Raw genomic sequence first — 19,113 nt, 5'->3', positions numbered from 1 at the left:
GAATGCTTACAGTTTTCCGTGCAAACCGCATGCCCGCATCCGTCGGACTACGCGAAAGACTTACGCGCGACTACGTACGTAAATTCACGTATCAAGCCTCATGCCGCCCTTGCGATCCGGTATGTTCGACCGCGTAGCGGATCAGCTCGGCCAGGCTGTCGATGGACAGGCGGCGCTTGATGCTTTGGCGGTGCGCCTCCACGGTGCGCACGCTCAGCCCCAGGGCCCGGGCCATCTGCTTGCTGGATTCGCCACGCCCCAGCGCCGCGAGTATTTCCGCCTCGCGCGGGGTCAGCAAAGGGCGTGCCTCGGCCGCGCGCGCCGGCCAGCGCGAGACCGCCGGGCTCAGAAAGACACCGCCGGCAGACACCGCCTCGATGGCCGCCACGATCTGCGCCGACGGCGCGTCCTTGAGCACGTAGCCGCGCGCCCCCAGCTGCAGCGCCTGCTGCACGTACTCGGGGTTGTCGTACATGCTCAGCATCACGATGTGCGGTGGGCTCGGGCGCTGAAGGATTTGCGCGGCCAGCTCCAGCCCGTTCATGTCCTTCATGCCCACGTCCATCAGCAGCAGGTCGGGCGCGGCGGCATCCATCAGCGCCAGCGCCTGCGCGCCGCTGCCTGCCTCGCCCACCACGTGGATCCACGCGACGGACTCCAGCCGCGCGCGCAGGCCGTCGCGCACCAGCGGGTGGTCGTCGACAAGAAACAGGCGGACTTGGCGGGTCATGCGGGGGTGGGCAGCTCGGCCTCGATGGTAGTGGCGCCGGGCTCGGAGCGCAGGCGCAGCCGGCCACCGACGGCCGCCATGCGTTCGCGCATGTTGCGCAGCCCAATTCCGCGGCGCGCATCCATCTGCAGGGCCGGCACGTCAAAGCCGTGGCCGTCGTCCTGCACCCGCAGGCGCACGCTGGCGGCATCGAATTGCAGGGTCAGCGTGACGCAGGCGGCGCCCGCGGCGTGCTTGTGCACGTTGGTCAACGCCTCCTGGGCCACGCGAAACAGCGCAGTCTTGGCCTCGGGCAGCAGCGGGCGAGGCACGCCCTGCACCACTGTGCTGGCCTCGATGCCGCCTTGGTCGCTGAAGTCCTGCGCCAGCCGGTCCAGCGCGGCCGGCAGGCCCAGCGTGTCCAGCAGCGCGGGGCGCAGCCCATGCGACAGCCCGCGCACCTCTTGCAGGGCGTCGTTCAGGCGCTGCAAAGCCTTGGTCAGCGCGGGCGGCGCGTCGGGCGTGGCCAGGCTGTCGATGTACGCCTCGATCTGCAGCTTGACGCCCACCAGCGCCTGGCTGGTGCCGTCGTGCAGCTCACGCGCCAAATGGTGGCGCTCGTCTTCTTGCGACTGAACCACGCGCCGCGCCAACAGGCGCAACTGGGCAGCCGCCGAGCGATGCTCGCTCAGGTTCAGCCACAGCCCGGCGGCGCTGACGGCCAGCAGGCACAGCGCAGCGATGGCGGCGATCCACAGCAGCGTCACGGTCACGTTGGCGTTCATCTGCCGATCCACGGCGGCCAGGGTGTCCTGGATGTCGTCCAGGTACAGCCCCGTGCCCACCACCCAGTTCCAGCGCGGCAGCACGATCACGTAGCCCAGCTTGGGCGCGGTCTGCTCGCTGGACGGCTTGCGCCATTCGTAGTCGACAAAGCCGCCGCCGGGCTGCTGCGCAGCACGGATCAGGTCGCGCAGGGTGTAGCGGCCCTGGGTGTCGCGCAAGTCCCACAGCGACTGGCCCACCAGCTCGGGCTGGCGCGAGTGCATAAGGCTGCGGCCCTGCAAGTCATAGACGAAGAAGTAGCCGTCGCTGCCGTAGTCCAGCGCGGCCAGGCGGCGCAGCGCTTCGGCTTGGGCGGCATCGTCCTGCCGGCCGCTGTCGTACAGGAGCTTGATGGTGCTGATCGCCAGCGCGCCGTAGGTGCGCAGCTCGCTGCGGCGCTGCGCCATGTAGCTGTCTTCGATCAGGCTGCGCTCACGCTGGGCCAGGTCGCGCTCCTGGTGCCACACCGCCAGCGCGACCAGCACCAGCGCCAGCAGCAAGGGCGCAGCGGCCAGCGCGATGATCTTGGTGCGCAAGCGCATCGGGCGCCTTCTTGGGCTCAACCGGGGGGCGGCTTCAGTCGAACTGCCAGTCGCCCACCACCGCGTCGCCCACGCGCAGGCGCTGGCCCACGCCGTCAAGCACGATGGCGTTCATGCCGAAGGTCAGCGCGCCGCCCACGCGCGGGTCGGCGCGGTAGGTTTGCAGCGCATCCATCACCTGCGGCGCGGGTTCGCCGGTGGCGGGGTCGACGTTGGGAATGGGGCAGCGCGCGCAGGGCTTGACCAGCTTCAGCCGCACCGGCCCGCCTGCGGTGGCGATGTGCAATTCATCCACGCGGTCTTCGTCGTGGGCGGCGGTGCCGGCCAGCACCAGGTTGGGCCGAAAGCGCCGCATGTCCACCGCGGCCACGCCGTTGGCGGCCATTCGGGCGTTCAATCCGTCCAGCGCGGCGGTGGTGGTGACCAGCAGGGCAAAGCCGTCGGCAAACTGGTTGGGCGACTCGATGCCGCCCGTCCACTTCAGGCTGGATAGGCGGCGCACCTCGGGGTCAAAGCGCACCAGGCGCAGGCCGGGCTGGCCCAGAAAGTCGCTGAACCACTGCGCAGCCACGTCGCCCATGTCCCACGCGTCCACGGTGTCGGCCCACACCTTCGCGCGCGTGGGCGACACCACTTCGTTCATGCCCAGGTGCAGCGCCAGCATGCCCGGCGCGCGCAGCACCACTTCGTAGCGGCGAATTTGCGGCACGACCAGCGCCATGCGGGGCAGCTCGCGCTGGGTGACAAAGCGGCCCGTGGCGTCGACCACCATCCAGGCACGATCCAGGTCCAGCCCGGTTTCGGTCAGCTCGGCCTCTTGCAGCGCCACGCCGGCGCAGGATTTGACGGGGTAGACGAACAATTGCGCCACGCTGGCGTGCAATCGGTCATCGTTCAGGTCGTCTGCGGGGGCGGGGTCAGGATGGGCCATTACTATTAACTTGATAGCTGCTGGCGCAGGTGCATCGTGCGCTGAAGGCCGATTTGACCACAAAGCCATTGCCGCAGCACGTGGGCGCATGCCGCCTACAATCGGGGCCATCATGGCTGTCACCCACGACATCTGCATCCGCGGCGCCGGCATCGTCGGGCGCACCCTGGCGCTGTTGCTGGCGCGCGAACGCCTGCGCGTGGCGCTGGTCGCCTCGCCGCGCCCACCCGACGCCGCCGACGTGCGCGCCTACGCGCTCAGCCCCGCATCCCGCGCGCTGCTGCAGTCACTGCGCTGCTGGCCCGCCGAATCGGCCGCCACGCCCGTGCTGGGCATGCAGGTGCGGGGCGACGGCGCCGGGCAGGTGCATTTCAGCGCCGCCGCGCAGGGCGTGGACGCGCTCAACTGGATCGTGGACGTGCCCGCGCTGGAGCAGCAGCTCACGCAGGCGTGCCAGTTTCAGGGCGACATCGACGTGGTGGATGAGCCCGTGGCCGCGCAGCTGACCGTGGTCTGCGAAGGCCGCGCCAGCCGCACCCGCGCCGAATGGGGCGTGGAATTCGACCGCACGCCCTACCCGCAACACGCCATCGCCACCCGGCTGGACTGCGAATTGCCGCACGGGCAGATCGCCCGCCAGTGGTTCACGGCCGATGGCGAAATCCTGGCCTTTCTGCCGCTGGACGGCCCGCAGGGCCACCGCGTGGCGGTGGTCTGGTCGGTGCGCGCCGAGCGCGTGCCCGAGCTGATGGCGCTGCCCGACGGTGCCGTGGCCGCCATGCTGGCCGACCTCAGCGGCCACGCCCTGGGCGCGCTGCAGCTGTGCGCCCCGCGCGCCACCTGGCCACTGGTGCTGGCCGCCGCGCAGCGCTGGGTGGGCCGCGTGCCGGATGCGCCGCAGCGCAGCTTTGCGCTGGCCGGTGATGCCGCGCACGCCATGCACCCGCTGGCTGGTCAAGGCCTGAATGTGGGCCTGGGCGATGCCGCCGAGCTGGCGAGCGTGCTGGCCGCGCGCGAGCCTTGGCGCACGCCGGCCGATTTGAAGCTGCTGCGCCGCTATGAGCGCGCCCGCCAGGGCGAATGGCTGCGCATGCGCCTGGCCACCGACAGCCTTCAGCTGTTGTTTGGCCGGCCCGAACCGCTGGCCGCCGCCGCACGCAACTGGGGCATGCGCCTGTTTGACGCCAGCGGGCCGATCAAATCCGGCATCACGCGCCTGGCGATGGGAACTGCCTGAGCCGCCAGCCACTCTGAACCTTTCACCTTTTCACACGTCCCTCATGAACAAGAACCTGATTCGCCGCGCTGCGGTGGCTGCCCTGCTCGCGCTGCCCCTGCTGGCCACCGCCCAAGACAAAGAAGCCGCGGCCATCCGCAAGAACCTGGGCGAGCGCATTCCCGCGTTGAGCCAGATCGACGAGATCCGCAAGACGCCCATGGCAGGCCTGTACGAAGTGCGCGTGGGCACCGACATCCTGTACACCGACGCCGAAGGCAACTTCATCGTGCAGGGCAACCTGCTGGACACGCGGTCGAAGAAAAACCTGACGGAAGAGCGCGTCGAGAAGCTCACGGCCATCAAGTTCGACGAGTTGGACACCAAGAACGCCTTCACCATGGTACGCGGCAACGGCAAGCGCAAGCTGGCCGTGTTTGCCGACCCCAACTGCGGCTACTGCAAGCGCTTTGAAAAAGACCTGCAGAAAGTCAACAACGTGACGGTGTACCTGTACCTGATTCCCATCCTGGGCCAGGATTCGGTAGAGAAATCCAAGCAGATCTGGTGCAGCATGAACAAGGGCAAGACCTGGGACGACTGGATGCAGCGCGACGTGCTGCCCAAGGGCGCCAGCAGCTGCAACACCGACGCGCTCACGGCCAACCTCGAGTTTGCCAAGAAGTACCGCATCACCGGCACCCCCACGCTGGTCTTTGCCGACGGCACGCGCGTGCCGGGCGCCATCAACGCGCAACAGATCGAGCAGCAACTGGCGCGCTGAGCCGCCACCGCCGGGACGCCTGCCATGCGCCTGGCGCGCAGGGGCCTGCGGGGCTTAAGCCTGGTGAAACACCGCCCCGCAGCCTGGCTGGCATGATGGCGCTTGAACCCGCACCCCAAGCCGATGCACCGGCGCGGCGCTGAGCCTGCCGCGCTACCGACCGATCTCATGCCCGCCGCCCGCACCCCCACCCGCCGCACCGACGCCGCGCCCGTCGGCTACACCCTCACCCTCGACCGGCTGCGCCACCGCTACGTGGTGCAGATGAAGCTGACGCCCATCACCGACGTGCAGCGCGTGTCGCTGCCGGTGTGGATTCCGGGCAGCTACCTCGTGCGCGAGTTCGCCCGCCACCTGAGCGGCTTGCGCGCGCAGCAGGGCCGCGCCGAGTGCGAAGTCACCCAGCTCGACAAGAGCACCTGGGACATTGCCTGCCAGCCGGGCCGCCCGCTGACCATCGAATACACCGTGTACGCGCGCGACAACTCTGTGCGCGCCGCCTGGCTAGACAGCCACCGGGGCTTTTTCAACGGCACCAGCGTGCTGCTGCGCGCCCACGGCCACGAAGGTGCTCCGCACGAAGTCACCGTACGACCACCCGCCGATGCGCCCGACTGGCAACTGGCCACGGCCATGCCCACCGTGCGGTCGGACAAGCGCGGCTTTGGCACCTACCGCGCGGCCGACTACGACGAGGCGGTGGACCACCCGTTTGAGCTGGGCGCTTTCTGGAGCGGCCAATTCAAGGCGGCCGGCGTTCCCCACCGCCTGGTGGTGGCCGGCGCACCCGCCGCCTTTGACGGCGAACGCCTGCTGCGCGCTGCGCGCAAGATTTGCGAAACCGCCATCGCCTTCTGGCACGGCAAGGCGCGCCCGCCGCACCGGCAGTACGTGTTCATGCTGAACGTGGTGGACGACGGCTACGGCGGGCTGGAGCACCGCGCCAGCACCGCGCTGATCTGCGGGCGGCGCGACCTGCCGCGCCACGGCGCCCCGGCCGAGGCCGCACGCGTGGGCGAGGGCTACGTCACGCTGCTGGGGCTGATCAGCCACGAATACTTTCACACCTGGAACGTCAAGCGCATGCGGCCGGCCGAGTTCGCCCGCTACGACTACACGCAAGAAAACTACACGCGCCTGCTGTGGTTCTTTGAAGGCTTCACCAGCTACTACGACGACCTGCTGCTGCGCCGCGCGGGGCTGATCGACGACGCGGGCTACCTCAAGCTGCTGACCACCACCGCCAACCAGGTGCTGCAGGCGCCGGGGCGGCAGGCGCAATCGGTCGCGCAGGCCAGCTTTGACGCCTGGACGCGCTATTACCGCCCCGACGAAAACACGCCCAACAGCACCATCAGCTACTACAGCAAAGGCGCGCTGGTCGCGCTGTGCCTGGATCTGACGCTGCGCGAAGCCGGCCGAGGCACGCTGGACGACGTGATGCGCAGCCTTTGGCAGCGCACCCGCGGTGGCCCGCTGACCGAGGCCGACGTCGCCGCGGTGCTGACCGATCAGGCCGGCCGCAGCTTCGCCACCGAGCTGACCGCCTGGGTGCACGGCACCGAAGATCTGCCGCTGAAAGACTTGCTGGAAGCCCAGGGCGTGCAAGTGCTGCAAGAGCCGTCGCAGGTGGCGCAGACGCTGGGGCTGCGCGTGACCGAAAGCGGCGGCACCGTCACGCTGAAAGTGGTGCTGGATGGCGGCGCCGCCGCCGCTGCCGGCATGGCCGCGGGCGACGAATGGCTGGGGGTCGAGCCCGTGACCGAGGCCCGCCAAGGACGCCGCGCAGCCGCTGCCAGCACCAGTCAGGCCACGCAGACCGCCGCCGGCTGGCGCCTCACGCGCCTGGAAGACCTGCCCTTGTACGCCGGCCGGGCGCGCCGCGTGCTGGCGCTGGTGGCGCGCGACAAACGCCTGCTGCGCCTGCCGCTGGAGCTGCCCACCGGCGCCACCACCTGGCGGCTGGTCAGGCCGGCGGGCGCCGATACTCAGGGATGGCCCGCACGCTGACCCCTCCGTCGCGGCCCGCCGTGCGCCGCGCCTTGCTGGCGGCACTCGGCATCGCGCTGCTGGCGCACGCGGCGGTGCTGGGCTGGGTGTCGGTGTTGCTGCAGCCGCCCAGCCTGCTGCGCGAATTGGCGCAGCCGATGTACACCCGCACCCTGCAGGCCAAAGCGCCTGCGCCAACGCCCGACGCGGTGGCTACGCAGGTCGCCGCCAATTCAGCACCAAATCGGCCTTCAGCGCACATCCTGCCTGCGCCAGCAGCTATTAAAAACAAAGCAAATAATCACCCGAAGCCGGCACCCAAACCAGCCCGCGCCGCCAGCGCCGCCGCTGAAGACCAGGCCCCCACCGTCACCGACACTGGCACCGGCACCGCCCAGGCGGGCGCGCCCGACGCCACCGCGCCCGCAGATTCCGCCACCCGCGGCAGCGACTCGCCCGACGCAGCCGCCCAGATCGCCGCCGCCCAGCAGGCAGCCGCCTCAGCCCCGGCGCAAGCAGCCAGCGCGGCAGCGTCCGCGCCCAGCGTGGCGGCGACCTCGGCGCCAGAGCCCACGGCATCGGCGCCCGCCGTGGCGGCCAGCGGCGCCGTGCCGGCCTTCGTGCAGACCTGGCCGGGCGACACGCGGCTCAGCTACCAGCTCAGCGGCAACTACCGGGGTGAGCTGCACGGCAGCGCCCAGGTGCTGTGGCAACGCGAAGGCACGCGCTACCAGGCGGTCGTGCAGATGGATCTGGGCATCCTGCTGTCTTCACGCTTCACCAGCCAGGGGGCGATCACCGAACAAGGCCTGCAACCCGAGGTGTACGAAGAGCAGGTGCGCCAGCGCCGGCGCGGCGTGCGCATTGGCGAAGACGTGCGGCTGAACAACGGCAACCGCGTGCCGCGCCCCAACGCGGTGCAGGACGCGGCCAGCCAGTTCGTCGAGCTGGGGCACCGCTTTGCCACCGGGCAAGTGCCACTGCGCCCGGGCGGGCAGGTCAACTTCTGGCTGGCACGGCCCGGCGGCGTGGACGAGTGGACTTACGACATCCTGGGCGAGGAAACCCTGCAGCTGCCCACCCTGGGCGCCGTGCAGGCCGTTCATTTGAGGCCGCGGCAGCTGGCCAAGCCGCGCGGCTCCATCGTGGCGGAGATCTGGTTCGCGCCCAGCCTGCAGTACCTGCCAGTGCGCATCCGCATCACCCAGGGCGAAGACAGCTACGTCGATCTGCTGGTGCAGACCATCGACCAGCGCTAGCGCCGCCGCACGGCCCCGAGCTGCGCCGCTGTTCGCGCGCCATCGGGTAAAGCCGGCACGCGGCGCCGGTCAAGTCTTTCGGCATAACCCTTGCCGCCACCGTGGAATCTGAGCCACGGTTGGCCTACCGCCTGTCGGATAGACAGCCACCTCGCCCACGGTCGGCCGCGCGCGCACACGCAGGCCCAGCAAGGCCTGGCGCGCACCAGACGCCGCGCGGCAAGTTTGCGCTCCATCAGAAATTTCACACGATCGGCCAAAAGCACGCCATCTACTACTGGTAGTGGCTTAAACTCCACCCACACACTAGATGTAGTGCTTCAACCCACTCCCCCACGGGGAGTCGCTTTACACCGGATTGCGCCCTCGCGCGCCGCAATCCTTTATCCGACAACAACTTGAATCGAGGATCTCATGCCAACAGCACGTGCCGCCACGCCTGCCCCCACCACCGCCCGCACCGCACCGCCCACGCTGAAAGATGCCGTGTCGGCCGCGCCCAGCGGCGCGCTGGCGCAGTACCAGATCATGCGGCGCAACGGTGCCGTGGTGGTGTTCGAGCCCGCCAAGATCGCCGTCGCCATGATGAAGGCCTTCCTGGCCGTGCATGGCACGCAGGGCGCAGCGTCGGCCAGCGTGCGCGAGGTGGTCGATGAGCTGACGCAGAACGTCGTGCGCGCGCTGATGCGCTCGCGCCCGGGTGGCGGCACCTTCCACATCGAAGACGTGCAGGACCAGGTCGAACTCGGCCTGATGCGCGGCGGCCACCACGAGGTGGCGCGCGCCTACGTCCTGTACCGCGAGCGCCGCGCGCAAGAGCGTGCGCAGCAAGCCGCCACCGCCAGCGCTGCCGCGCCCGCCACGGTGCTGCACGTGCTAGAAAAAGGTGAGCGCGTGGCGCTGGACCTGCCTGCGCTGAAGGCACTTTTTGACCAAGCCTGTGCCAACCTGGGCACCGACGTCAGCAGCGCGCCCATCCTGGATGAAACCCTGCGCAACCTGTACGACGGCGTGCCCGTGGACGAGGTGTACAAGGCCGCCATCCTGGCCGCCCGCACCCTGATCGAGAAAGACCCGGACTACACCTACGTCACCGCGCGCCTGCTGCTGCACACCATCGCCAAGGAAGTGCTGGGCGAAACCTTGAGCCTGTCGCAGCTGGGCGAGCGCTACCCCGAGCATTTCGCCCAATGCATCCGCACCGGCGTGCAAAACGAGCTGCTGGACGAGCGCCTGCAGCAGTACGACCTGGCGCGCCTGGGCGCGGCACTCAAGCCCGAGCGCGACCTGCAGTTCGACTACCTGGGCCTGCAGACGCTGTACGACCGCTACTTCCTGCACGTGAAGAAAAGCCGCATCGAGATGCCGCAGTCTTTCTTCATGCGCGTGGCCATGGGCCTGGCGCTGAACGAGATCGACCGCGAGGCGCGCGCGATCGAGTTCTATGAAGTGCTGTCCAGCTTCGACTTCATGAGCAGCACGCCCACGCTGTTCAACAGCGGCACGCTGCGTTCGCAGCTGTCGAGCTGCTACCTGACCACGGTGCCGGACGACCTGGACGGCATCTATGAATCCATCAAAGAGAACGCGCTACTGTCCAAATTTGCCGGCGGCCTGGGCAACGACTGGACGCGCGTGCGCGCCCTGGGCAGCCACATCAAAGGCACCAACGGCGAATCGCAGGGCGTGGTGCCGTTCCTGAAGGTGGTCAACGACACGGCCGTGGCCGTGAACCAGGGCGGCAAGCGCAAGGGCGCGGTGTGCACCTACCTGGAAACCTGGCACCTGGACATTGAAGAATTCCTGGAGCTGCGCAAGAACACGGGCGATGACCGCCGCCGCACGCACGACATGAACACGGCCAACTGGATCCCCGACCTGTTCATGCGCCGGGTGATGGAAAAGGGCAGCTGGACGCTGTTCTCGCCCTCCGACGTGCCCGACCTGCACGACCGCTTTGGCGCTGATTTCGAGCGCGCCTATGTCGCGTACGAAGAGCGCGCCGCGCGCGGCGAGATCCAGCCCAGCAAGACCCTGCCGGCCATCGACCTGTGGCGCAAGATGCTGTCGATGCTGTTCGAGACGGGCCACCCCTGGATCACCTTCAAGGACGCCTGCAACGTGCGCAGCCCGCAGCAGCACGTCGGCGTGGTGCATTCGTCCAACCTGTGCACCGAAATCACGCTGAACACCAGCGACACCGAAACCGCGGTCTGCAACCTGGGCTCGGTCAACCTGCTGCAGCACTTGAAGGACGGCAGCGTTGACCACGAGAAGCTGAAGAGAACCGTGGCCACGGCCATGCGCATGCTCGACAACGTGATCGACATCAACTACTACGCCGTGAAGAAGGCGCGCGATTCCAACCTGCGCCACCGCCCGGTGGGCCTGGGGCTGATGGGCTTCCAGGACGCGCTGTACGCGCTGCACATCCCCTACGCCAGCGAGCAAGCGGTGGAGTTCGCCGACCGCTCGATGGAGGCGATCTGCTACCACGCCTATTGGGCATCGACCGAACTGGCGGCCGAGCGCGGCAAATACAGCAGCTTCAAGGGCTCGTTGTGGGACAAAGGCGTGCTGCCGATCGACTCGATCCAGCTGCTGGAGCAAGCGCGCGGCGGCTATGTGGAAGTAGACCGCACCAGCACGCTGGACTGGGACGCGCTGCGCGCCAAGATCGCCAAGGACGGCATGCGCAATTCCAACTGCGTGGCGATCGCGCCGACGGCCACCATCAGCAACATCATCGGTGTGGACGCATCGATCGAGCCGTGCTTTGGCAACCTGTCGGTCAAGTCCAACCTGTCGGGCGAATTCACGGTGATCAACCAGTACCTGGTGCGCGACCTCAAGCGCCTGGGCCTGTGGGACGACGTGATGGTGATGGATCTCAAGCACTTCGACGGTTCGCTGCGCCCCATCGACCGGGTGCCGCAGGACATCAAGCAGCTGTACGCCACGGCGTTCGAGATCGAGCCGCAATGGCTGGTGGAGGCCGCCGCGCGCCGCCAGAAATGGATCGACCAGGCGCAGAGCCTGAACATCTACATGGCTGGCGCGTCGGGCAAGAAGCTGGACGACACCTACAAGCTGGCGTGGCTGCGCGGCCTGAAGACCACCTACTACCTGCGCACCACCAGCGCGACGCACGCGGAGAAATCCACCGTGCACAGCGGCAACCTGAACGCCGTGTCGAGCAGCGCACCCGCCGGCGGCGGCGTGAGCGCACTCGACGCTGCGGCGGCGCAAGCACGCGCGCAGATGGACGCCACGCCGGCGACCGACATCAAGTTCTGCGCCATCGACGATCCTGGCTGCGAAGCCTGCCAGTGATCTCGCGACGTGTGGGCGGCGCGCGTTTCGATGCCTGGCCGCAACACACCATTCACCTCAAACCCTTCGCAACGCGTTCGAATGCTTTGCATTTCAACGCGTTGCTCCCATAATTGGAGCACTGAACCATCATGTTGACCTGGGACGAAGATCAATCCAGCACCGAACTGCAACCCCGCTTGCAGCAGGCAACCGCGTTGCCGACTTCGACGCTGGCGGAACCGACCCGCGAAAAACCTACTCAAGCCGATGGCACCCAGCGCCGCGTGAACGCCGCTGACAAGCGCATCATCAACGGCCAGACCGATGTGAATCAGCTGGTGCCGTTCAAGTACAAGTGGGCCTGGGAAAAATACCTGGCCACCTGCGCCAACCACTGGATGCCGCAGGAAGTGAACATGACGCGCGACATCGCGCTGTGGAAGAGCCCCAACGGCTTGTCCGAAGACGAGCGCCGCATCATCAAGCGCAACCTGGGCTTCTTCGTCACCGCCGATTCGCTGGCCGCCAACAACATCGTGCTGGGCACCTACCGGCACATCACCGCGCCGGAGTGCCGCCAGTTCCTGCTGCGCCAGGCGTTTGAAGAAGCGATCCACACACACGCCTACCAGTACATCGTCGAATCACTGGGCCTGGACGAATCTGAGATCTTCAACGCCTACCATGAAGTCGATTCGATCCGGAACAAGGACGAATTCTTGATCCCGTTCATCGACGCGATCATGGACCCGAACTTCAAAACCGGCACGCCCGAAGCCGATCAAACGCTGCTCAAGAGCCTGATCGTTTTCGCCTGCCTCATGGAAGGCCTGTTCTTCTACGTCGGCTTCACGCAGATCCTGGCGCTGGGCCGCCAGAACAAGATGACCGGCGCGGCCGAGCAGTACCAGTACATCCTGCGCGACGAGTCGATGCACTGCAACTTTGGCATCGACCTGATCAACCAGATCAAGCTCGAGAACCCTCACCTCTGGACACCCGCCTTGAAGGCTGAAGTGAAGGTGTTGTTTGAAAAAGCGGTCGAGCTGGAATACCGCTACGCCGAAGACACCATGCCGCGTGGCGTGCTGGGTTTGAATGCCTCCATGTTCAAAGGCTACCTGCGCTACATCGCCAACCGGCGCGCTACGCAGATCGGCCTGGAGCCGCTGTTCCCGAATGAGGAAAACCCGTTCCCCTGGATGAGCGAGATGATCGACTTGAAGAAAGAACGCAACTTCTTCGAGACCCGGGTCATCGAGTACCAGTCCGGCGGCGCGCTTTCCTGGGACTGAGAGACGCCCACGCCTTTGTGTATGCCTTCGTATTTGCACCCCGCTCGCCGAGGATCGCCTCTGCAGCGGGGTTGCGCCCAAATTCATGGTGTTGGTCCGCAGGCCAGCGCCATGAATCGCTTTGTGTGTCCCAACAGGCACGAAGCGTTTCCTGCTGTTGAGAGTTCAACTTGATCAAGGAGAGAAAAATGGCAACTGCAAAGAAACCGGCCGCCAACAAGGCCGCAGCAACGAAGGCTTCATCGGCTAAAAAAGCGGCTTCGGCCACCAAGGCAGCACCGGTCAAGAAGGCCGTAGTGAAGAAACCTGCAACCACCACCAAGGCGGCTTCGGCCACCAAGGCAGCACCGGCCAAAAAAGCCGTAGTCAAGAAGGCCGCCACTAAGGTCACCACCGCCAAGGCCGCTTCGGCCTCCAAGGCGGCGTCGGCCAAGAAAGCTGTCGTCAAGAAAGCCACCACCACCAAGGCGGCCACGGCGAAGAAGGCGGCACCGGCTAAAAAAGTCGTAGCCAAGAAAGCCGCGCCGGCCAAGAAGGCAGCACCCGCCAAGAAAGTTGTCGCCAAGAAAGCCGCACCGGCTAAGAAAGCGGCACCAGTCAAAGCTGCGGTAGCGAAGAAAGCTGCACCGGCCAAAAAAGCCGCCGTGAAGACCGTTGCCTCGACGAAGAAAGCGGCGCCTGTGAAGAAAGCCGCCGCTGCCAAGCCGGCCGCCACCAAAGCGGCTGCGCCCAAGAAGGCTGCCGCGAAAAAGCCTGCCGCCCAGACGACCCTGAACCCTCAGGCTGCGTGGCCGTTTCCGACGGCCAGCAAGCCCTGACCGTGTGGTTGAGCCAGCCCGGGCACGCCCGGGTGGGCCAAGCACTCCACCCGCCCGGCAATTTGCCCGGCGGGTTTTTTCTTGCTGGATTTCCTGGGCCGCGACACAGGATCCGGTCGAACGCTGAGCGCGTAGCCCGCGGCAAGCACGCGCGTTGAAGGATGGCGGGGCGAGCGCGCGGTGCGCTCACTCGGCCAAACCGAAATCGGGTTACGCCTTGGCGATCACGTCGGCATCGACGGTGTAGTTCTGCGGCCCGCGCGAAGCGATTTTCAGAGCGCCCAGCCGATTGCCCAACGCCGCGCAGCGTGCCAGCGGCCAGCCCCGCTCCAACCCGAAGAGCATGGCGCCGCGCCAGGCGTCGCCGCAGCCGGTCGGGTCGACCACTTCGGCCGCTGGCGTGCCGGGCACATGGGTGCGCTGCCCGTCCTGCCAGATCTCGCAACCGTCTGCGGCCAAGGTCACCACCAGGCCCTTCACGCGGCGAGAAAGCGCGTCCAGCCCGACGCCGATGCGGTCGCACAGCATGCGGCCTTCGTAGTCGTTGACCGTAACCCAAGTGGCCAGTTCAACAAAGCGCGCCAGCTCTTTGCCGTCGAACATGGGCAAGCCCTGCCCCGGATCGAAGACGAAGGGAATGCCCGCCGCGTGGAACTGCTCGGCGTGCTCCAGCATGGCGTCGCGCCCATCGGGCGAGATGATGCCCAGGCGGATGTCCTCACGCGCCTGGATGCGGGTGCGGTGCGCCATCGACATCGCCCCCGGGTGAAAAGCGGTGATCTGGTTGTTGGCACGGTCGGTCATGATCATGGCCTGCGCCGTGTACGTCTCTTGCTCTTGCCGCACGAACTCGGTGCTGATGCCCAGTTGCTTGAGCCGGTCGAGGTAGTCGCCGCCGTCGTTGCCCACCGCCGCCACCGGCAGCGGCACGCCGCCCAGTTGACGCATGGCGTAGGCGATGTTGCCGGCACAGCCGCCAAAGTCGCGCCGCAGCGTCGGCACGAGGAAAGACACGTTCAGGATGTGCAGCTGCTCAGGCAGGATCTGCTGCGCGAACTGGCCTTCGAAGCCCATGATGGTGTCAAACGCCAGAGAGCCGCAAATCAGGGTAGCCATAAATCAGAAGGAAAGTAGTCAAGCAGCACGACCGCCATGAGGAGCAAGGAGGTCGCGCGGCAGGTTCAGAGGTAAAAACTCAGGGGTAAAAAGCCACCACGCGGTAGCCGGTGATGGCGCTGGCATTGTCCACGCCGACCAGGTCCAGCGCGCTGGCACCCGCAAACTCGCCGCGCGCGCCCAGAGTGGGCGGCGCGTGCAGCTCGGCGGCACTGACCACGCGGCGCACGACGGGTTGTTCCATCGCATCGGTCAAAGTCAGCTCCAGCGCTGGCGTGGCCACGGCGACGGCCGACGAATTGCGCAAGGTCACGGTGAAACGGAAAGATGCTGCGCCGGTGCGGTTGAACGCCGAACTGTCGATGAGGATCGCGTCCAGATCGCGGTAAGGCGCCACGGTGCAACCCAGCGGCGCACAGAGTGCGTTCAACGCGGGCGCCGTGGCGGGCGCGTGCGCGGCCAGCCAACTGCGGTGCGTCAGCGCGACCTGCATCCCAAGCGCAGCCAGCAGCAACACGGCGCCCAGGCGCAGGGCGACGCGCACGGGCGTCGATCCCCAGAACGCGCGCCGCTGCGCTGCGGCGACGAACGAGGGCTCGCTGCCGTCGGGCAACAAAGATACCGGGCCAGATCGACTGGCCTCATCGTCGGCTGTGCGGTCGGACGATTTGCGGGGCTTCGCACCGTTCGCCGGTGATTGACCGATGTCGCTGAGCAGGAAGTCGACAGCGCCGCTCGCCGCCGGGCCGGCCGTGGCGCCAGCGGCTGCGGCGCCTGCGTCGCGCGCATCAGCCCGCGGGCGCCGACGGCGGGTGGTTCGTATCGTCTGATCGACGTCAGGCGCGGGCGCGGGCGCTGTTTGCGCCGCGTCTTGCGGCCCACCTTCCGGCTCAGCAGCTTCCCGTGCGGGGGCGTCTGGCTTGAGGGCGCTGGGCCGCGTAGTCGAATCGCCGGCGTCCGGTGGCGCGCCAGAAGATTCGGGCGGCGCGGGTTGCGAGTCCGGCGCATCGCCACGGGCGCGCGCACGGGCGCTGCGCCAGGCTTCCAACTCATCGGGCAAGGATGAGGCCCTGGCCGGGCTCCATGTGGCGGGCGTGACCGGCGGCGCATCAGGCGCCACCGTGGGCACCGTGTCTCGCTCTCGTCGGCGCAGAAACAGCGCAGCGCCCGGCACCGCCGCGCTGGTTTCGTGCGCGTCGGCGCCAGCCGGCAGCGTGAACGAGACCCCGTCGGGCGTCTCTGCCCGCGCGCTGGGCGGCGGCGGCGCGATGGGGGTCGGTGGGTCGAATGCGGTGGGCGGCTCAGCAACTTCCGGCGCGGGCGCGTCATGGGGTTGCGAGGACGGCGCCGGAGAAGCCGGTAAGGGCGCCGGCGGCGGTTCTGCGTCCGTGCCTGACGGTGCTGGTGCCGATGGCACGTCCGCCGAGGTTGGCTCTGCCGCCCACGCTGCCGCAGGCGCCTGATCCGACACAGCTTCATGCCACGACGGCGCCTGTGGCTCGCCTGATGCGACGAACCCCTGGGGCGCAGACGCTGGCTCCGGACCCAGCTCCGGCTCAGGTTCCGGCGTCGGCAGCTCTGGCTCCAGCTCTGGCTCCGGTAGCGGCTCTGGTGTCGGCTCCGGCGGTGGCGGTGGCGGTGGCGGTGGCGGTGGCGGCGAGATTTTCGCCATGGCCTCCACGCTTTCCTCGTAGGGAAGCAGGTTCCGCGAGGCGTCGAAGACTTCCTGGCAGTTGCCGCAGCGCACCCAGCCGCCCGACACGCGCAGCTGGTCGGCCACGACCTTGAACAAGGTCGAGCAGCTCGGGCAGCGCGTGATCAAACTCATGGGGGCGAATTGTAGGCAGCGGCGTTAGGCCGCCCCGCGTCAGGCCGGGCGGCGCGCCACCAGCAGCACCCAGCCGTCCTCGGCATCGGCCACGTCCAGCGCCAGGTAGGGCGCATAGGCGTCCTGCAGCTCGGCCGTCTGCCGCTCGAGCACGCCGGCCAGCACCAGCGCGCCGCCGGCCGCGACATGCTGGCACAGCAGGGGCGCCAGCACCTTGAGCGGCGTGGCCAGGATGTTGGCGAGCACCGTGTCGTACACGCCCTGCGCGGCGTCGGGCAGGCCCGCGCTCAGCGTCACGCCGTTGGCGGCGGCGTTGTCCTGCGTGGCGCCCACGGCCGCTTCGTCGATGTCCACCGCGTCCACCTGCGCAGCGCCGTGCAGCGCGGCGCCGATCGCCAGGATGCCCGAGCCGCAGCCGTAGTCCAGCACGCGCGGGCCGACCGGCGCGTTGGCAGCGATCCAGCGCAGGCACATGCGCGTGGTGGGGTGCGTGCCGGTGCCAAAGGCCAGGCCTGGGTCCAGCCGGATCACGGTGCGCGCCTCGGGGGGCACTTCGTGCCAGGTGGGCACGATCCAGAAGCTGGGCGTGACGGGCACCGGTTCAAACTGCGATTGCGTCAGCCGCACCCAGTCCTGATCGGGCACGGCGGCCACGGCCTGCACGGTGCAGCCGTCGAAGAAGTCTTGCAGCGCCAGCAGGCGTGCGGCCTCTTGCGCAGGCGCCTCTTCCGGGAAGAGCGCCACGACGCGCGTGCGCGACCAGCTTTGCGCGGGCGGCGGCATGCCGGGTTCACCGAACAGCGCGCGTTCGGCGTCGGTGTCGGCGTCGGCGTCTTCCACCGACACGCTGAGCGCGTCCAGCGCGTCCAGCGCTTCCGTGATGGGCTCGACGCGGTCTTCCGGGCAGGTCAGGCGCAGTTCAAACATCTGATGGCAATACTATTGTTTTTATAGCTGACAGCGCTGGCTGCACCAGCGCTGGAGCATGTTTTGGCTTATAGACCGGTGCGCTGGCGCGCTTCCAGCCAGCGCTCCAGGTAATGGATGTTGGTGCCGCCTTCCATGAAGCGCGCGTCCATCATCAGCTCGCGGTGCAGCGGCACGTTGCTGTTGATGCCCTCGATGGCCGTTTCCGACAGCGCCGTCTGCATGCGGGCGATGGCCTGCTCGCGCGTGTCACCGTAGACGATGATCTTGCCGATCATCGAGTCGTAGTTGGGCGGCACGAAGTAGTTGGCGTACACGTGCGAATCCACCCGCACGCCAGGGCCGCCCGGCGCGTGCCAGGCCGTGATGCGGCCGGGCGAAGGGGTGAAGTTGAACGGGTCTTCGGCGTTGATGCGGCACTCGATCGCGTGGCCCTTCATCTGGATCTGGCGCTGCGTGAAGGGCAGCTTTTCGCCCGCGGCCACCATGATCTGCGTGCGCACGATGTCCACGCCGGTCACCAGCTCGGTCACGGGGTGTTCCACCTGCACGCGGGTGTTCATCTCGATGAAGTAGAACTCGCCGTTCTCGTACAAAAACTCGAACGTGCCCGCGCCGCGGTAGCCGATCTTCTTGCAGGCGGCCACGCAGCGCTCGCCAATGCGTTCGATCAGGCGGCGCGGAATGCCGGGCGCCGGCGCTTCCTCGATCACCTTCTGGTGGCGCCGCTGCATCGAGCAGTCGCGCTCACCCAGGTAGACGGCGTTCTTGTACTTGTCGGCCAGCACCTGGATTTCAATGTGGCGCGGGTTCTGGAGGTATTTCTCCATATAGACGGCCGCGTTGTTGAACGCCGCCGCCGCCTCGCCCTTGGTCATCTGCACCGCGGCGATCAGCGCCGCCTCGGTGTGCACCACGCGCATGCCGCGTCCGCCGCCGCCGCCCGCCGCCTTGATGATCACCGGGTAGCCGATCGCCTTGGCGATCTTGCGCACCGCCGCCGGGTCTTCAGGCAGCTCGCCTTCCGAGCCGGGCACGCAGGGCACGCCCGCCTTGATCATCGCCTGCTTGGCCGACACCTTGTCGCCCATGATGCGAATCGACTCGGGCGTGGGGCCGATGAACTGGAAGCCGCTTTTTTCCACCCGCTCGGCAAACCCGGCGTTTTCGCTCAGGAAGCCGTAGCCGGGGTGGATGGCCTCGGCGTCCGTCACTTCGGCCGCCGAGATGATGGCCGGCATGTTCAGGTAGCTTTGCGCGGACGGCGCCGGGCCGATGCACACCGCCTCATCGGCCAGCTTGACGTATTTGGCGTCCTTGTCGGCCTCGGAATACACCATGACCGCTTTAATGCCTAACTCGCGGCACGCACGCTGCACACGCAACGCGATCTCGCCGCGGTTGGCCACCAGAATCTTCTTGAACATCGAAACTCCCGCGCCTCACCGAGCGGTGGCGCTTGCCGAAGGTCGGCCAGCCCGCCCGCGGTGGAAAAGAAATGAAGGATGCCGGCCCGGCCCACCCCGTCCGCCCGCCATTGGGGCCGCCGGGCGCCCGAG

At 67.7% G+C, this 19,113-nt stretch carries 14 protein-coding genes; 7 read left to right on the top strand and 7 right to left on the bottom strand.

Annotated features, from left to right (window positions below):
- Positions 1-91 precede the first annotated feature (91 nt).
- From C6570_RS06790 to C6570_RS06780, 3 genes are read right to left on the bottom strand one after another with little or no spacing between them, the layout of a single operon-like run.
- Positions 92-730 (bottom strand): response regulator transcription factor, encoded by a 639-nt coding sequence (locus C6570_RS06790; RefSeq protein ID WP_106702543.1) that lies wholly within the window; start codon positions 728-730, stop codon positions 92-94.
- Positions 727-2,076, bottom strand: coding sequence for a cache domain-containing protein (locus C6570_RS06785; RefSeq protein ID WP_106702542.1), 1,350 nt, complete (start codon positions 2,074-2,076; stop codon positions 727-729). The genes C6570_RS06790 and C6570_RS06785 overlap by 4 nt, the downstream gene beginning before the upstream one ends.
- 34 nt (positions 2,077-2,110) lie before the next feature.
- A complete protein-coding gene (locus C6570_RS06780) occupies positions 2,111-3,007 on the bottom strand; it encodes an MOSC domain-containing protein (protein ID WP_106702541.1) in 897 nt (298 codons plus the stop codon).
- 112 nt (positions 3,008-3,119) lie between these two features.
- Here C6570_RS06780 and C6570_RS06775 point away from each other — a divergent pair, with 112 nt between their 5' ends.
- The 7 genes from C6570_RS06775 to C6570_RS18385 all read left to right on the top strand — a co-directional run bounded on the left by C6570_RS06775 (position 3,120) and on the right by C6570_RS18385 (position 13,683).
- Entirely contained in the window at positions 3,120-4,244 is a 1,125-nt protein-coding gene (locus C6570_RS06775) for an FAD-dependent monooxygenase (RefSeq protein WP_106702540.1), read from the top strand.
- A 43-nt stretch (positions 4,245-4,287) separates the two neighbouring features.
- Positions 4,288-5,007: a DsbC family protein gene (locus tag C6570_RS06770; RefSeq protein WP_106702539.1), complete on the top strand. Its 720-nt coding sequence runs from the start codon at positions 4,288-4,290 to the stop codon at positions 5,005-5,007.
- A 168-nt stretch (positions 5,008-5,175) separates the two neighbouring features.
- On the top strand, positions 5,176-7,017 hold the full coding sequence (locus tag C6570_RS06765) for a M61 family metallopeptidase (protein ID WP_106704553.1): 1,842 nt from the start codon (positions 5,176-5,178) through the stop codon (positions 7,015-7,017).
- Positions 7,002-8,255, top strand: a complete 1,254-nt coding sequence (locus C6570_RS06760; RefSeq protein WP_106702538.1) for a DUF3108 domain-containing protein — start codon at positions 7,002-7,004, stop codon at positions 8,253-8,255. The genes C6570_RS06765 and C6570_RS06760 overlap by 16 nt, the downstream gene beginning before the upstream one ends.
- Positions 8,256-8,669: 414 nt before the next feature.
- Positions 8,670-11,588, top strand: a complete 2,919-nt coding sequence (locus tag C6570_RS06755) for a ribonucleoside-diphosphate reductase subunit alpha (protein ID WP_106702537.1) — start codon at positions 8,670-8,672, stop codon at positions 11,586-11,588.
- A 131-nt stretch (positions 11,589-11,719) separates the two neighbouring features.
- Positions 11,720-12,865, top strand: a complete 1,146-nt coding sequence (locus C6570_RS06750) for a ribonucleotide-diphosphate reductase subunit beta (RefSeq protein WP_106702536.1) — start codon at positions 11,720-11,722, stop codon at positions 12,863-12,865.
- Between the two features lie 188 nt (positions 12,866-13,053).
- Positions 13,054-13,683, top strand: a complete 630-nt coding sequence (locus tag C6570_RS18385; protein ID WP_106702535.1) for a histone — start codon at positions 13,054-13,056, stop codon at positions 13,681-13,683.
- A gap of 210 nt (positions 13,684-13,893) precedes the next feature.
- Here the strand turns inward: C6570_RS18385 and C6570_RS06740 are convergent, their stop codons facing one another.
- The 4 genes from C6570_RS06740 to accC all read right to left on the bottom strand — a co-directional run bounded on the left by C6570_RS06740 (position 13,894) and on the right by accC (position 18,981).
- Complete coding sequence (locus C6570_RS06740; protein ID WP_106702534.1) at positions 13,894-14,799, bottom strand: carbohydrate kinase family protein; 906 nt, start codon at positions 14,797-14,799, stop codon at positions 13,894-13,896.
- A 79-nt stretch (positions 14,800-14,878) separates the two neighbouring features.
- The gene (locus tag C6570_RS06735; RefSeq protein WP_106702533.1) at positions 14,879-16,627 is read right to left on the bottom strand and encodes a DUF3426 domain-containing protein; all 1,749 of its coding nucleotides are present in this window, start codon (positions 16,625-16,627) and stop codon (positions 14,879-14,881) included.
- A gap of 39 nt (positions 16,628-16,666) precedes the next feature.
- The gene (gene prmA / locus C6570_RS06730; RefSeq protein ID WP_106702532.1) at positions 16,667-17,554 is read right to left on the bottom strand and encodes a 50S ribosomal protein L11 methyltransferase; all 888 of its coding nucleotides are present in this window, start codon (positions 17,552-17,554) and stop codon (positions 16,667-16,669) included.
- Between the two features lie 68 nt (positions 17,555-17,622).
- A complete protein-coding gene (gene accC, locus C6570_RS06725) occupies positions 17,623-18,981 on the bottom strand; it encodes an acetyl-CoA carboxylase biotin carboxylase subunit (protein ID WP_106702531.1) in 1,359 nt (452 codons plus the stop codon).
- Positions 18,982-19,113: the final 132 nt, after the last annotated feature.

Origin of the sequence: Ottowia oryzae (assembly GCF_003008535.1) — a bacterium.
In the GTDB taxonomy this organism is placed as follows: Bacteria; Pseudomonadota; Gammaproteobacteria; order Burkholderiales; family Burkholderiaceae_C; genus Ottowia; species Ottowia oryzae.
This window is presented reverse-complemented; position numbering and strand designations above follow the sequence as displayed.

Bases quoted from the DNA above. Each gene is read 5' to 3' on its own strand.
- C6570_RS06750 (WP_106702536.1), top strand. From the start codon at position 11,720: ATGTTGACCTGGGACGAAGATCAATCCAGCACCGAACTGCAACCCCGC.
- C6570_RS06760 (WP_106702538.1), top strand. From the start codon at position 7,002: ATGGCCCGCACGCTGACCCCTCCGTCGCGGCCCGCCGTGCGCCGCGCC.
- C6570_RS06790 (WP_106702543.1), bottom strand. From the start codon at position 730: ATGACCCGCCAAGTCCGCCTGTTTCTTGTCGACGACCACCCGCTGGTG.
- C6570_RS06775 (WP_106702540.1), top strand. From the start codon at position 3,120: ATGGCTGTCACCCACGACATCTGCATCCGCGGCGCCGGCATCGTCGGG.
- accC (WP_106702531.1), bottom strand. From the start codon at position 18,981: ATGTTCAAGAAGATTCTGGTGGCCAACCGCGGCGAGATCGCGTTGCGT.
- C6570_RS06770 (WP_106702539.1), top strand. From the start codon at position 4,288: ATGAACAAGAACCTGATTCGCCGCGCTGCGGTGGCTGCCCTGCTCGCG.
- C6570_RS06740 (WP_106702534.1), bottom strand. From the start codon at position 14,799: ATGGCTACCCTGATTTGCGGCTCTCTGGCGTTTGACACCATCATGGGC.
- C6570_RS06735 (WP_106702533.1), bottom strand. From the start codon at position 16,627: ATGAGTTTGATCACGCGCTGCCCGAGCTGCTCGACCTTGTTCAAGGTC.
- C6570_RS06755 (WP_106702537.1), top strand. From the start codon at position 8,670: ATGCCAACAGCACGTGCCGCCACGCCTGCCCCCACCACCGCCCGCACC.
- C6570_RS06780 (WP_106702541.1), bottom strand. From the start codon at position 3,007: ATGGCCCATCCTGACCCCGCCCCCGCAGACGACCTGAACGATGACCGA.
- C6570_RS06765 (WP_106704553.1), top strand. From the start codon at position 5,176: ATGCCCGCCGCCCGCACCCCCACCCGCCGCACCGACGCCGCGCCCGTC.
- C6570_RS18385 (WP_106702535.1), top strand. From the start codon at position 13,054: ATGGCAACTGCAAAGAAACCGGCCGCCAACAAGGCCGCAGCAACGAAG.
- C6570_RS06785 (WP_106702542.1), bottom strand. From the start codon at position 2,076: ATGCGCTTGCGCACCAAGATCATCGCGCTGGCCGCTGCGCCCTTGCTG.
- prmA (WP_106702532.1), bottom strand. From the start codon at position 17,554: ATGTTTGAACTGCGCCTGACCTGCCCGGAAGACCGCGTCGAGCCCATC.